This window comes from Micromonospora sp. NPDC048871 (genome assembly GCF_043198155.1).
Taxonomy (GTDB): Bacteria; Actinomycetota; Actinomycetes; order Mycobacteriales; family Micromonosporaceae; genus Micromonospora.
Window position 1 is genome coordinate 139,920 of the sequence record NZ_JBICUM010000004.1, and the last position, 15,059, is coordinate 154,978.

The following is a 15,059-nucleotide window of genomic DNA, read 5'->3' on the forward strand; positions in this document are numbered from 1 at the left end:
CGATGTCCGGCCTGCCCGCCATGGGTCGCGCGTTGTTGCTCGACCCGTCCACCCGAGACGACCCGAGCCGGTACGGGCGGCTGCTCGCCGAGGCGCCGGTACTGCGTACCGGCGGGTTGTGGCTGGTGTCGGGCTACCAGCAGGTGTCGAGACTGGCCGGGGACCCCCGACTGGTGATCGATCCACGGACCGGGGACCCGCCGTTGCCCCTGACCCAGTCCGAGCGGCTGGAACTGATCTTCGGGCGGATGCTGAGCTTCCGGGACGGTCCCCCCCACCGCCGCCTGCGGCAGCTCGTGTCCGGGGCGTTCAGCGCCCGCCGCACCGGCGGCCTGGAGGAGACCGTACGCGACCTGGTCGCCGACCTGATCTCGCAGGCGACGGCCGGTGGCCCGGAGTTCGACCTGGTGCCGGCTGTCGCCGAGCGGCTGCCCGTGCTCACCACCTGCCGACTGCTGGACCTGCCGGCCGGCAGCTGGGCCCAGGTCGACCGGTGGGCCCGCACCCTCACCGGTCAACTCTTCCGCTTCGGTCAGAGCGCCGAGCAGCTGGCCGAGGTGCACCGGCAGGTCGACCAGCTGCTGCGGTTCATCGAGGAGCTGGCCGCGGCCCGCCGCAACCGCACCGGTGACCTCGTCGCCGAGCTGTTCGGGGCCTCCAGCGGTACGGACGCCCGGCTCAGCCCGGAGGAGTTCGTCTCGTTCGTGGTGCTGCTGTTCATCAACGGCCTGGAGACGGCCACCGCGGCCATCTCGATCTGTGTGGCACAACTGCTGGACCGACCGGAGCTGGCCGCCGGGCTGCGCCGGGATCCCGACCACGCCCTGGCGGTGGTCGACGAGTGCCTGCGGCTGCACAGCCCCGTCTGGCTGGCCGCCCGCCGGGCGGTGGCACCGATCGAGATGGAAGGTCAGCTGATCGAGGCCAACGATCCGGTGTTCCTGCTCTGGGCGGTGGCCAACCGGGACCCGGCGGTCTTCGCGCAACCCGACCAGTTCCGGCCCGGTCGGCCCGGTCGACACCTGGCCTTCGGGCGCGGACCCCACCACTGCCTGGGGGCGGCCATGGCCCGCATCCAGGCCGCCGAGGTGCTGCGGCAACTGGCGGCGTACGAGGGTCTGCGGGCCGGGTCCGGTCCGGCCCGACGGCGGCACACCCCCGCCCTGCAGACGTACGACTCACTGCCGGTGACTGTGACCCCGGCCGGTGAACCCCTGCCGATCCGAGCGGAGGCGAGGCACCATGCCACGAACCGGTGAACTGGACGACGTCGTACGCCTGACCACCCGGCGTAGCTGGGCACTGCTGACGGCCGTACTCCTGGCCCTCGGGGTCGGCGGGACCTGGGCCGTGGTGGCCCGGATCGAGTCGACGGTGTCCGTGGAGGGCATCCTGCTGGCCGGGCGCGGTCCGACCGTGGTGACCGCCCCGGCCACGGCCACGGTCGCCTCGGTCGAGGCGGTCACCGGCCGACCGGTGGCGGCCGGGGAGGTGCTGCTGACCCTGCGTGGCGACGACGAGACCATCGAGGTGACCAGCCCGGTCGCCGGATTCCTGAGCACCCTGACCGTCCGGCCCGGCGACTCGGTGAAGGGCGGGGCAACCCTCGGCGCCGTCGACCGGGCCGAGCAACGACTCTCCGCCCTACTGCTGCTGGACGCCGGTCAGCCGGCCGGCATCCCGGCCGGGACGCCGGTGCGCGGCGCCGGGTTGAGCGGCACGGTCACCCAGGTCGAGGCGTACCCGCTGAGCACGACCGACCTGGCCGACCGGTACGGGATTCTTCGGCTGCCCGGGTACCCCGACGAGCGGCTGGTCCGGCCGGTCCTCGTCGACCTGGGGGTGTCCGCCTGGCCGGGCGCCACCCTGACCCCCGTGCGCCTGGACCTCATCGTCGGCACCGACCGGCCCCTGGACGTCCTGCTCGGAGGTGGTCGGTGATGGTCGTTCTCGCCGACAACAAGACCACCGCCCCCCGGGCGGAGGAACCCCAGCCCCAGCCACGCCGGCAGCGGGCCGTGCGCACCGTCGAGACCCCGCAGATGGAGGACGCCGACTGCGGCGCGGCCTGCCTGAGCATCATCCTCAACCACCACGGCCGACGGGTGCCGCTGGCCGAACTGCGGGACCGCTGCGGGGTGGGTCGGGACGGGATGACCGCCTCCGGGTTCGGCCGGGCCGCCGCCGGCTACGGACTCAAGGTCACCGGCCGGTGGATCGACACCTCCGACCTGGACATGGCCTCCCGGCTGCCGGTGCCGGCGGTGGTGCTGCTCGACGGCCGGCACTACGCGGTGCTGGAGGGCGTCCGGCGAGGCCGGGCCTGGATCAACGACCCGGCGGTGGGCCGACTGCCGTTGACCCCGGCCGAGTTCGCCACCCGGGCCAACGGTCCGGTGCTGATCGCCAGCCGGACCCCGGAGTTCGAGCCGGGGGGTGACCGCTGGCCCTTCGCCCGCGCGGTGGCCCAGCGGATCCGACCGTACGCACCGATGATCCTCGCCGGCGCGCTGCTCGGCGCCGTCGCCGCGGTACCGACCCTGCTGGCCTCGATGTCCATGCGGGCCGTGCTCAACCGGGTGCTGATCCTCGGCGACCTGGCCTGGCGCCCGGCGCTGCTGGCCATCCTGGTCGGTGGCGCGCTGCTGGCGGCCCTGGCCGGGTGGGCCCAGCAGCGCATCTTCGCCACCGCCCTGGCGGTGATGGCCACCCGGTTCTCCAGCCGGTACCTGACCGCCCTGCTGCGGCTGCCCGGGGAGTTCTTCCACCGTCGGCACCTCAGCGGCCTGGTGAACCGGACCCAGATGAACGACGGCCTGGCCATCGCGCTGTCCGAGCGGGTCGTGCTGCCCGCCGCGGCGGCGGTGACCGTGGCCGGGTACGGGCTGTTCATCGGTTACCTGGCGCCCCGGCTGCTGGTGGTGATGTCGCTGGCGATGGCGGCGCAGATCGTGCTGCTGAACCTGGTACGACGGCGGGCGGGTCCGCACCAGCAACGGCTGCTGTTCGAGCAGCTACGACGGGACAGCACCGCCCACAGCGGACTAAAGATGATCGAGTCGGTCAAGGCCGACGGCGCCGAGCGGTGGCTGTTCGCCTCCTGGGCCCGATCGGCCGGCCGGACCCTGGACGCCGCCAACGCGCTGGCCTCGGCCACCCTGGGCGTGATGGCGCTCAGCGCGGCGGTCGGCCCGGCCGCCCTGGCCGGGCTGGCCCTGGTCGGCGCGCACGACGTCGCCGCCGGTCGGATCGACCTCGGCACCCTGCTCACCGCCCAACTGGTGGGTGGCGCGATGCTCGCCCCCCTGGGGCTGCTGGTCGGGCTGGGTTCGGAGATCCAGGTGACCCGGGTGCACGTCTCCGTGATCGACGACGCCCTGGCGGCCACCCCGCATCCGGCCCGCGCCACCGTCCTGGAGCCGAGCGCCGCGCCGGAACCGGAGCCGTCCCGGCTGACCGGGCGCATCGAGTTCGACCGGGTCAGCTTCGGCTACGACCGGCACCGGCCACCCCTGGTCCGGGACATCTCCTTCACGGCCGAACCCGGTCAGTGGGTGGCCCTGGTCGGCGTCAGCGGCAGCGGCAAGTCCACCCTGGCCAGGCTGGCCGTCGGGGCGGCGCAGCCGTGGGAAGGCGCGGTACTGCTCGACGGGCAGCCCCGGGAGACCTACTCCCGGCGCACCCTGGCCGCCTCGATCGGCTACGTGGAGCAGCAGCTGCGCCTCTTCGAGGGCAACCTGCGCGACAACCTGACCCTGTGGGATCCGACCCTGCCGGAGGAGCGGCTGCGCGCCGCCCTGATCGACGCCGGCATCGACCGGCTGGTCGAGCAGCGGGGCGGTCTGGACAGCGGGGCGGTCAGCGAGCACGCCCGCAACCTGTCCGGCGGGGAGCAGCAGCGCCTGGAGTTGGCCCGGGCCCTGGCGGCCGACCCGCCGCTGCTGGTGCTCGACGAGGCGACCAGCGCCCTGGATGCGAGCACCGAGTTCGCGGTCCTGCAGGCGCTTCGCCAACGCGGGGTGACCTGCATGTTCATCGCCCACCGGATCTCCACCGTGCGGGACGCCGACCTGATTCTGGTGCTGGACAAGGGCGAGATCGTGCAACGCGGTACCCACTCCGAGCTGATCGAAGCCGACGGTGTCTACCGGCGGCTGGCCACCGATGGGCGGACGAAATGACCACCGTCGACACCCCCACCGTGGACACCCCGACGCACCGCGTCGCGGCGGATCTCGCCGCGGTCGACGAGGCCTGGCGGCGGCTCGCCGCCGCCGCCGCCGAGCGGCCCGAGCGACCGGACGACGACGCGGCACGGACCCTGGCCGCCCACTACGACCTGCCGCAGCCCGCCCCGGGCCTGGGCCTGGTCGCCGCGCTCCGGGCCGCCGGACTGCACTGGACCGAGGTACGCCTCGACGGCCGCTGGTACCGCCACGGCGCCGCCCCGCTGATCGTCTTCCCGGTCGAGGGGCCGGCCGTGGCGCTGCTGCCGGCCCGGCGCGGCTACCGCACTCCCGAGGGACGCCCGGTCACCGCGGCCATCGCGGCCCAGTACGAGCAGACCGCCTGGCAGGTCTATCCCCCGCTGTCACCGAACCAGCCGATCACCGCCCGGGGGCTGCTGCGGTTCGCCGCCCACGGCGCCGGCCCCGACCTGGGTTTCCTGCTGTCGGCCGGGCTGCTCGCCGCCCTGATCGGTGGCGTCCTGCCGTTCCTGTCCGCGTGGATCATCATCGGGGTGGCCGGGGGCAGCGTCGGCGGTCAACTGCTGTGGAGCCTGGCCGCCCTGATCGCCGGCTTCGTGGTGTCCAACGCCCTGCTGCTGTCGGCCCGTAACGCCGCCCTGGTCCGGCTCCAGGGTCGACTGCAACTGCGCCTGGAACCGGCGGTCTGGTCGCATCTGCTCAGCCGGGACGTCCGGGCGCTGGAGGAGATGGGCACCAGCGACCTGGTCCAACGCGCCAACTCGGTCACCGAGATGCGCAAGGCGCTGTCCGACAGCGTCGCCGCCGGGGTGCTCGGCAGCGCCTTCGGCCTGGTCAGCCTGGCCGCCCTGATCGTCGTGGACCCACTCGTCGGTGGGTGCGTGCTCGGCGCCACCGTGCTGCTGATGGCGGTGGCGAGTTACGCCGCCATCCGTCAGCAACGCCACGAGCTGGCCAACCGGGAGGCCTTCGCGGCCGTGGCCGGTTTCCTGCACACCGCCCTGCTGGCGATCGAGAAGATCCAGGTGGCGGCCCGTGAGGAGCGGGTCTTCGCCGGCTGGGCGCAACGCTACGCCCGGCAGCGCCGCACGGACGCCGAGACCCTGCGGTGGCAGGCCCGGGTGGCGGCCTGCGCGGCGGCCCTGCAACCGACCCTGCTGGCCACCCTCGGCATCGTGGTGACCCTGCGTCAGGATGTCGCCCTCGGCACCTTCGTCGCGGCCAGCATCGCGGTGGGGCAGTTCGCCGCCTCGGTAGGGATGCTTCAGGGGGGCGTGATCTCGGCCTTCTCGCTGGTCGCCGCGTACCGTCGGCTGGCACCGGTGCTGGCGGCGGCCCCGGACGTGGCACCGGAGGCCGCCGACCCCGGTCGGTTGCGGGGCCGGGTGCAGTTGCACGAGGTCACCTTCACCTACCCCGGCACCGGACGACCCGTCCTGGACCGGGTCAGCATCACCGCCGAGCCGGGCGAGTTCGTCGCCGTCGTCGGCCCCTCCGGCGCCGGTAAGTCCACCCTGATCCGCCTGCTGCTGGGTCTGGTACCCCCCAGCTCCGGTGCGGTTCGCTACGACGGCCGGGACCTGTCCGAGCTGGACGTACGGGCGGTCCGGGCCCAGCTGGGGGTGGTGCTCCAGCAGGCCCGGGCGGTCCGTGGCTCGATCCGCGACAACGTGGCCGCCGGCACCGAGGACCTCACCGACGAGGGGGTGTGGCAGGCCCTGCGGCTGGCCGGTCTGGCCGAGGAGGTCCGGGCCATGCCGATGGGGCTGCACACCATGGTCAGCGAGGACAACAAGGCCTTCTCCGGCGGACAGATCCAGCGGCTGATGCTGGCTCGCGCCCTGGCCAAGCAGCCGCCGGTGCTGGTGCTCGATGAGGCCACCAGCGCACTGGACAACATCACCCAGCGTACGGTGACCGACCGCATCGCCGAGCTCAACGTCACCCGGATCGTCGTCGCACACCGACTCAGCACCATCCGAGCCGCCCACCGCATCTACGTGCTCGACAACGGACGGATCGCGGCCGAGGGCACCTTCGACGATCTGGTCGCCACCGCACCGCTGTTCGCACGACTCGTCGCCAGGCAGGAGGTCACCTGATGACCACAACCAGCGCATCCATCGGTCTGGGTGCCATGTCCGCACCCGACACCCTGCTCGGTCTCGGCGGTGCCGACGAACGACTGCTCAGCGTCATCGCGTTGGCGGCACCGTTCGACGAGCGGGAAGCCGGGGTTTACTTCGCCCCGGTACGCTCCGGGGGCCGCCGCAAACTGGCCGAACGTTCCCAGCGGTGGCTGCGTTCCGCGGTCGCCGAGGACGACGTGTCCCTGCGGGCTCTGCTGCTGCACCGCCAGCAGACCAACCGGGACCTGGGCGCCGGGCTGGTCGACGTGGTCGTGCGGGACCCCGGCAAACTGCCCGACTGGGCGTACGCCCTGGTGGATTTCCTGCTGGCCCAGCCGCCCACGGCCGCGCAGGACCCGGCCGCCGAACTCGTCGGCGGAGTCTTCGTCTCCTTCCAACGGGCGGCGGCCCGACTGACCGGGCTGCGGCAGAACATGCTGCGCGGGGTGGCCCTGACTCCGGAGGCCGCCGACGACGTCACCGGCCAACTGGTGCAACGTCTGATCAAGGTGTGCCACGCCGCGCTCGCCTTCGAACTCCAGATCGCCGACGGCTCGACCACCCCGGTCGACTGGTACGGCCGGGCCGGCATCGACGTCAGCCGACTGGGTTGGCTCAGCCGGCTGGAAGGGCTGCCCGGCCTGGCGTACCTGATCGGGGTCACCTGCCTGAACTACAAGCGGGCCGTCGGGGAGGTCTTCGACCGGCTGCACCAGGACCTGCCGATGCTGCGGCGGGAACTGTGGGCCTGGGCCGACCCGGGGGCCCTGGCCTCGTACTCCGGTGACTCCGGCGATCTGCACGACAGCGGCCGTACGGTCAGCCTGCTGTCCTTCGTCGGCGGTCAGCGGGTCGTCTACAAGCCCAAGGACCTCAGCAGCGTCGCCGGATTCATGGATGTGCTGACCTTCCTCAACACCCACGGGCTGCCGCTGGACCTGACCACCCGGCAGGTGCTGCTGCGCGACGGCTACGGGTGGGAGGAGTACGTGGTGGCCCGCCCCTGCCGCAGCGGGGAGGACCCGGCCCGGTTCTACCGGCGGTTGGGGATGCTCACCCGGCTGGCCCAGCTGCTGGAATGCCGCGACCTGTGGGCGGACAACCTGATCGCCATCGGGGAACGGCCGATGTTCATCGACCTGGAGAACATCCTGCAGGGGCGGATGCGTAAGCCGGTGCTGCTGGGGGCGCGGGCCGAGGCCCTGTGGCACGAGGTCGAGGAGAGTGTCGCCAAGACCGCCGTGATCTCCTACCCCCGGATCGGGGCCCCCGGTCGACGGGCGCACGACATCGGCTGCTGCGCGCCGATGCAGGAACAGTTGGCGGTCGACTCCGACGGGTTCCCCGAGGGGTGGGAGCCACCCCCGTACCGGCCGATCGTGGACGGTCGGCCGGCCGACCCGGCGGCGTACGCCGACGAGGTGGTCACCGGCTACCGCGAGATGGACGCCTGCCTGGTCGCCAACGCCCACGCGTTGGCCGCCGAACGCGGTCCGCTGCACCTGCTGTCGCGGGCCCGGGTCCGCTACATCTGGCGCAGCACCTGGGACTACCTGTCGGTGTTGCAGGTGGCCTCCGGGCCGCTGGCGTTGACCGACGGGGTGGCTCGGGAGATCGTGCTGGCCCGGCTGTTCCGGGGAGCCCGCGAGGTGCTGCACACCGACCCCCGCCGCACCGACAGCCTGGAGATGATCGAACGGGAGATCGAGTCGCTGCGCCGGCTGGACATCCCGCTGTTCCAGTCCGAGCCGATGACCTCGACCGTACGCACCCCGGAGGGTTCCCGGGTCGACAACCACTTCTCCGGCACCGCCTGGCAGCGGCTGCGGGCCCGGCTGGACGAACTCATCGAGCGGGCCGAGTGCGGCACCCCGATGCCGGAGGAGGCCCTGGCGGCCTGTCTGGACTTCGCCTCCGGCGGCCGACCGGTCTGGACCCCGCCGCCCGGGGATCCCGACGGTCGCCGGGATCCGGCCCGGCTGGGCATCTCCGTCTACCACCCGAGGATGCTGCGCGCCGAGGTCGACCACGACCAGCTTCTGGCGGGCGCCTGCGCGGCGGCCGACGACATCATCGCCGCGGCCCTGCCGGTCGGCGACGGGCAGCACGGCTGGGTCGGGGCGGTCCACTACCCCGCCTTCGGTCTGGACCAACTGGAACCCCTGCACGGCGACCTGCTCACCGGCACCGCCGGAATCGCGGTCTTCCTGGCCGAGCTGTACCAGAGCACCGGCAAGCCGACCTACTGGGCGTTCGCCCAGGACGCCCTGGCGGCCACCACCGAGTTCTCCGCGGTCGCCGGGCAGGCCAGCCTCTACCGGCGGATGGCCGGCGGGCAACCCCCGGTCGGCGGGTTCGTCGGCATCGGCGCGACCATCTACGCGCTGGCCCGGTGCGGGCAGGTGATCGGCGATCCGCAGCTGCTGGCCCAGGCCCAGAGCCTGGTGTCCACCGCCACTGACCTGCTGGACAGCGGAGCCAGCGTCGCCGATCCGGTGACCGGCCGGGCCGGTCTGCTGCTGGCCCTGCTCAAGCTCACCGAGGCGCAGCCCTGCCCGGCGGCCGACGAGCTGGCCGCGCGCCTGTACGAGCAGCTGCTCACCGAGCTGCCGCACGGAGTGCGGTCGGCCTACCCCGCCGGGGTGGCCCTGCTCGACGCGCTGCCGGGCGGGGCACCGGGGGTGGTGATGGCCCTGGCCCGGTACAGCGCCCGGCACGGCCTCAGCACCGACGGCGAGCACCTGGTGCTGTCCGCCGGGTCCACCCCGGGTGCCCGGCTGGCGGCCACCGTGGCCGCGGCCACCCTCGGCCGGCCCCGCCCCGCCGACCCGATGGCCACCACCTCGGCCGGTGCACCCTCCAGTGTCGACCTGCTCAACCGGATCGAGCTGGGCCTGGCGGCCTGGCGGGGCGAGGGAGACGAGCAGTCCCGCACGGCCGCGCACGCCGCGGCCCGGACCCTGCTGAGTCGCCGCGCCGGCCAGGGCCGCTGGTTCCCCGACCGCCGCCGCCCCGACCGGACCCAGCTGTCCGCGGTCGACGGTCTGGCGGCGGCCGGGCTGGCCTGCCTGGCGCTGGCCGAAGAGGACGTTACCTCGCTTCGAGCGATGAGCTGACGGGAGAGATGCGATGACCATCCGTCCACGGGTACGCCGGAACCTGCGCGTGGAGAACGTGCCCGGCGAAGCCGTATACGTGTTCTCCGAGCGTGGCCACCAGGTCATCGAGGGTGAGCTGACCGAGCGGGTCCTGCCGCTGCTCGACGGCAAGCACGATCTCGACGACGTGCTCGACGCCCTTCCCGACGAACCGCCGGAGCGGGTGCTGTTCCTGATCGAACGGCTGGTCCGGATGGGGGTCGTGCTGCGGGTCGACCCGGAGCTGCCGCAGCGCGAGTCGGCCTTCTGGGACATGGCCGGCACCAGCGCCGAGGTGGTCGCCGGCAAGCTGGCCACGGCCACGGTCGGGCTGTCGGTCGTCGGTGAGGTGGACCCGCAGCCCCTGCTGGCCGCCCTCGGTGCGGCCGGTCTGCGGGTCACCCCGGTCGGCGCGGCCGAGGCAGGCGAGGTCGACCTGACCGTGGTGGCCACCGACAACTACCTGAACCCGGAGCTGGCCGAGCAGAACGAGGCGGCCCTGCGTACCGGTCGTCCCTGGCTGTTGACCAAACCGGTCGGTTCGGTGCTGTGGATCGGCCCGACCTTCAAGCCGGCCGGCCGGGAGCACGGCTGCTGGGCGTGTGTGGCCTTCCGGCTGTCCGGGCACCGGCAGGTGGATGAGTACCTGCGCGACAAGCTCGACCACCTGGGCCCGCTGCGGGTGCCGCTGGCCGACCTGCCGACCACCCGGGAGATCGGGGCCCGGCTGACCGCCCTGGAGGCGGTCAAGCACCTGGCCGGTCTGGCCACCGAGCAGGAGAACGGCATCCTCACCCTGGACACGATCTACTTCGACACCCAGCGGCACCCGCTGCACCGCCGCCCGCAGTGCCCCTCCTGCGGTGATCCGGAGCTGGTCGCCCGGCGGTTCGCCGCACCGGTGCGGTTGCAGTCGCGGTCCAAGACCTACACCGGGGACGGGGGGCACCGGGCCCAGCGGCCCGACGAGGTGCTGGCCCGCTACTCACCGCAGGTCAGCTCGGTCACCGGGGTGGTGCGGGAACTGCGGCCCTTCGCCACCGGCCGGGATTTCGTCAAGGGGTACTACGCCGGGCACAACTTCGCCCGCCGGGTGCACAACCTGCGGCATCTGCGCACCGGGCTGCGCAGCATGGCCGCCGGCAAGGGCACCACGGACACCCAGGCCCGGGCCAGCGCGATCTGCGAGGCGATCGAACGCTACAGCGGGTTGTTCGTCGGCGACGAGCCTCGGATCACCGCCACCCTCCAGGAGTTGGGCGACCGGGCGCTGGCCCCGAACGACCTTCAGCTCTACAGCCCCCGGCAGCACGAGAACCGGGTCGCCTGGAACGCGGCGCAACGGTCCAGCTTCCAGATCGTCTGTGACCCCCTGCCGGCCGACCGGCCGATCGAGTGGAGCCCGGTGTGGTCGCTGACCCACGAACGGCACTTCCAGGTGCCGACCGCCCACCTGTACTTCCAGTACCCGAGCCGCTCCGGTGAGCTGTTCGCCTCGGCCTGCTCCAACGGCAACGCCGCCGGGTCCAGCATCGAGGACGCCGTGTTGCAGGGCTTCCTGGAACTGGTGGAACGCGACAGCGTGGCCCTGTGGTGGTACAACCGGCTGAACATGCCCCGGTTCGACCTGGACAGTTTCCGTGAGCCGTGGTTCGACGAGTTCCGGGAGGTCTACGCCGGGCTCAACCGGGATCTGTGGGTGCTGGACCTGACCGCCGATCTCGGTATCCCGGTGGCCGCGGCGATCAGCCGGCGCACGGACAAGCCGGCCGAGGACATCCTGATGGCCTTCGGCGCCCACCTGGACGCGAAGACCGCGGTGCAGCGGGCGCTGAGCGAGATGAACCAGTTCCTGCCGGCGGTCATCGACGTGCAGCCCGACGGCAGCGGCTACGCCTACCCGGACCCGGTCCAGCAGGGCTGGTGGCGCCACGCCACCTTGGCCTCGGAGGGTTACCTGGCCCCCTCGGCGCGGGTGTCGACCGCTACGACCCACCGCAACCTGGCCTCCGCCGACCTCAAGCAGGACGTGGACACCGTACGGGGGCTCGTCGAGCAGGCCGGCATGCAGATGCTGGTGCTCGACCAGACCCGGCCCGACCTGGAACTGCCGGTGGTCAAGGTGATCGTGCCCGGGATGCGACACTTCTGGGCCCGGTACGGCGCCGGACGCCTCTACGACGTACCGGTGCGGCTCGGCTGGCTCGACCAGCCCACCCCGGAGGAAGCCCTCAACCCGATTCCGATGTTCCTGTGACCGCCGGACTGACGACGCCTTGGAGGGGCGCGATGACCGTGACGCAGTCGACCCGGCCCTACGAGAGACTTCTGCGGCTGCATCCGTCGAGCCGACTGGTGCCCGGCGGCGGGCAGCTCACCCTGTGGTCCCGGCACGGTCGGGCCTGTGTCGGGGAGCGGGACCTGCCGATGGTCGCCGTCCTGCAGGCCCTGGCCACCAGGGAGGTGACCCCGACCGAACTGGAGACGCTGGCCCTGGCCGCCGGAGGGGACGACGAGATCGCCGTCCTGGCCCGGCTGCACTGGCTGCTGGACCGCATCGGCAGCGCCCTGGAGCAGCAGCTGGGCCCGGCCGGTGACGCGAGCTGGCTGCGGGTGACCCCGCTGACCAGCGACCTTCGGTTCACCCCGGCCCCGTACACCGGGGAGGCCGCGGTGGGGCTGTCCCGGCTGGCGTTGCTGCGCCGCCGGGAGGGTCACCTGGTGGTCGAGTCGGGACTGGCCCCGTTCCGGGTCAGCCTGCTGCACGAGCAGGCGGTGGCCCTGGTCGGGGCGCTGGCCACCCCGTCGACCGTGCCGGCGCTGGCCGAGCGGCTGGACCTGGACGAGGCCGCCGTCCGGCACCTGGTCGGATTCCTGGCCGCCGCGCAGCTCACCGACGCGGTGGACCCGGCCGCCGACCAGTGGGACCTGCACGAGCTGTACTTCCACTCGCGCAGCCGGTGCGGGCGTACGGACGAGTCCTTCGGGGCCACCTTCCCGTTCGTGGGGGTGCGGCCACCCCTGCCGGCGGTCAAGCCCGCCCCGGCCGGTCCCGAGGTGGTGCTGCCCCGACCGGACTTCGACACCCTGCGGGCCAGCGACCCGCCCCTGGTGCTGGTGCAGGAGGCCCGCCGATCCGTGCGGGGTTTCGGGGTCGAGCCGATGACCCTGGCCCAGTTGGGCGAGTTCCTGTACCGGGTCGGCCGGGTGCGCTCGGTGTACGGGCCGGACCACGACAACCGGATGCCGTACGAGGGAGTGGACCGGCCGTACCCGACCGGTGGGGCCTCCGGGGACCTGGAGATCTACCTCACCGCCCACCGGGTGGCCGGTCTGCCCCGGGCCGCCTACCACTACGACGCCGGGGCGCACCGGCTGGTGCGGGTCTGCGACGACCCGACCCTGATCGAAGGGCTGCTGGCCGGGGCCGCCCAGGCCACCGGCGGCACCCCCACCCCGGACGCTCTGATCACCTTCACCTCCCGCTTCGGCCGGATGACCTGGAAGTACGACGCGATGGGGTACGCCGCCACCCTCAAGCACGTCGGGGTGGCGTACCAGACCGCGTACCTGGTGGCCACCGCGATGGGGCTGGCCCCCTGCGGGCTGGGCAGCGGCGACGCCCACCTGTCCGCCCGGGTCTTCGGGCTGGACTGGCAGGTCGAGTCGTCCGTCGGCGAGTTCATGCTGGGCAGCCTGCCGCGCTGGGCCGACGGGACGGATCCGCACCAGGGCCGGACCAACTGGCGGGGCGTCAACGACCCGGACTGGGCCCACCGGGCAGCCGGGTTGCTCAGCGCCGCCCGCCACGACCGCGCCGCCCGGGAGCCGTCATGATCGAGGTGCAGGACCTGACGGTGGCGTACGGCTCCGTGCGGGCCGTACAGGGGGTGACCTTCCAGGTGGCCCCCGGGGAGGTGGTGGCCCTGCTGGGCCGCAACGGCGCCGGGAAGACCAGCACCATGCAGGTGCTGGCCGGGCACCGGGCGGCGACCTCGGGGCGGGTCCGGGTGGCCGGTGGCGACCCCTACCGGGACCGGGCGAAGGTACGCCGGGAGGTCGGCATCATGTTGCAGGAGGCCGGTTTCCTCGGTGAGCTGACCGTGGCGGAAACCGTGCAGGCCTGGCGACGGTTCGGCAGCAGTCCCCTGCCCCGCGACGAGGTGCTGGATCTGGTGGACCTGCGGCCCCAGGCCCGGACCCGGGTGGGCCGGCTCTCCGGGGGGCAGCGGCGTCGGCTGGATCTGGCGCTGGCGATCCTGCACCGGCCCCGGGTGCTGTTCCTCGACGAGCCGACCACCGGGCTGGACCCCGAGGCCCGGCACAACACCTGGCAGGTCGTCGAGGGGTTGGCCGCGGGCGGCACGACCGTGCTGCTGACCACCCACTACCTGGAGGAGGCGGAGCGGCTGGCCGGGCGGGTGCTGATGATGGAAGCCGGGCGGCTGACCGTCTCCGGTGACCTGCCCACCGTGCTGGCCGCCGGAACGGGCACGATCAGCTTCGCGGCGGACCAACTACCGGCCGATCTGCCCGCCGACTGGTCGGCCGAGTACGCCGACGGCCGGGTGGTGATCCGTACCCGGACCCTCGACGAGACCGCCACCGAGGTGTTCGCCTGGGCGGCGGCCCATGGCCGGGTGCTGGCCCAGGTGGCGGTCCGGCCGGCCAGCCTGGAGGAGGTCTACCTGGGGCTGGTCGACGACCAGCAGGATCGGCGACCCGGCCCGGTCGGTGCCGTGCCGCAGGAGGTGGGGCAGCAGTGAGTACGGTGACGATGGTCGGCGGTTCGGTGGCGGTGTGGCGCCTGGAGCAGCGACTGTTCTGGCGCAACCGGGCCCTGGTGGTGCCGACCTTCCTGGTGCCGGTGGCGATGTGCGTCAGCATCCCCTTCACCGTGCCGGCGGGGCTGGACTGGGACGGGGTGCCCTACCGGGGCCACTTCCTGACCGCCATGATCGCGATGATCACGGTGTACTCGACCTTCACCACCCTGGTGGTGACCCTGACCAGCCGCCGGGACGCCCTGATCCTCAAACGGTTGCGCGGGACGGAGCTGTCCAACCGCTCCATCCTGGCCGGCAACGTGCTGACCGCGTACGTCCTCAGTGGTCTGCAGTTGGTGTTGCTGTTGGGGATCGGGCTGGCCGCCCTGGGGGTGCCGGCCCCGCGCAATCCCCTGCTGCTGCTGGTCGCCCTCGCCTACGGCACCGCGGTGTTCGCCGTGTTGGCCGCCGCCTACACCAGCCTGGTGCCCAATGCGGAAAGTGCTCAGATTCTCTGCATTCCGGTGTTGTTCGCCTGTTTCGCCTGCTCGGGAATATTCGTTCCGCTGTCGGTCTTTCCGGACTGGTTGCGGACATTCGCGGAACTGCTGCCGGTCACCGCTCTGGTCGACGCGGTCCGGGCGGCCTTCTACGGCGGTGGATCCCTGGCCCGGGACGCGGCGGTGCTGGGCCTGTGGTGGGCGGTGGGAGTGATCTTCACTCGCAACTTCTTCCGCTGGGAGGGGAAGCGGTAAGGCGGTCTAATAACGACGACTGTTCGGCTCATTGCTGGCCCCATAGACGAATGTGAGGATTCCT

Annotated in this window: 9 protein-coding genes; all 9 read left to right on the forward strand. The window is 72.8% G+C overall.

The features are described 5' to 3' along the window. Positions 1-2: 2 nt before the first annotated feature. From ACGFIK_RS12110 to ACGFIK_RS12150, 9 genes are read left to right on the forward strand one after another with little or no spacing between them, the layout of a single operon-like run. Positions 3-1,259: a cytochrome P450 gene (locus ACGFIK_RS12110; RefSeq protein ID WP_393339121.1), complete on the forward strand. Its 1,257-nt coding sequence runs from the start codon at positions 3-5 to the stop codon at positions 1,257-1,259. Further along, positions 1,243-1,941 carry a biotin/lipoyl-containing protein gene (locus tag ACGFIK_RS12115; protein WP_393339124.1) on the forward strand — a complete coding sequence of 233 codons (699 nt, stop codon included), beginning with the start codon at positions 1,243-1,245 and terminating at the stop codon, positions 1,939-1,941. Before ACGFIK_RS12110 ends, ACGFIK_RS12115 begins: the two co-directional genes overlap by 17 nt. Next, a complete protein-coding gene (locus tag ACGFIK_RS12120; RefSeq protein WP_393339126.1) occupies positions 1,941-4,181 on the forward strand; it encodes a peptidase domain-containing ABC transporter in 2,241 nt (746 codons plus the stop codon). The genes ACGFIK_RS12115 and ACGFIK_RS12120 overlap by 1 nt, the downstream gene beginning before the upstream one ends. After that, positions 4,178-6,310, forward strand: coding sequence for an ATP-binding cassette domain-containing protein (locus ACGFIK_RS12125; protein WP_393339129.1), 2,133 nt, complete (start codon positions 4,178-4,180; stop codon positions 6,308-6,310). The genes ACGFIK_RS12120 and ACGFIK_RS12125 overlap by 4 nt, the downstream gene beginning before the upstream one ends. After that, positions 6,310-9,453, forward strand: a complete 3,144-nt coding sequence (gene lanM / locus ACGFIK_RS12130; protein ID WP_393339131.1) for a type 2 lanthipeptide synthetase LanM — start codon at positions 6,310-6,312, stop codon at positions 9,451-9,453. Before ACGFIK_RS12125 ends, lanM begins: the two co-directional genes overlap by 1 nt. Positions 9,454-9,466: 13 nt before the next feature. Continuing rightward, positions 9,467-11,731, forward strand: coding sequence for a TOMM precursor leader peptide-binding protein (locus tag ACGFIK_RS12135; protein WP_327026048.1), 2,265 nt, complete (start codon positions 9,467-9,469; stop codon positions 11,729-11,731). A gap of 32 nt (positions 11,732-11,763) precedes the next feature. Further along, positions 11,764-13,311, forward strand: coding sequence for a SagB family peptide dehydrogenase (locus ACGFIK_RS12140; protein ID WP_327026049.1), 1,548 nt, complete (start codon positions 11,764-11,766; stop codon positions 13,309-13,311). After that, on the forward strand, positions 13,308-14,240 hold the full coding sequence (locus ACGFIK_RS12145; protein ID WP_327026050.1) for an ABC transporter ATP-binding protein: 933 nt from the start codon (positions 13,308-13,310) through the stop codon (positions 14,238-14,240). Before ACGFIK_RS12140 ends, ACGFIK_RS12145 begins: the two co-directional genes overlap by 4 nt. Then, positions 14,237-14,995, forward strand: coding sequence for an ABC transporter permease (locus ACGFIK_RS12150; RefSeq protein WP_327026051.1), 759 nt, complete (start codon positions 14,237-14,239; stop codon positions 14,993-14,995). Before ACGFIK_RS12145 ends, ACGFIK_RS12150 begins: the two co-directional genes overlap by 4 nt. Positions 14,996-15,059: the final 64 nt, after the last annotated feature.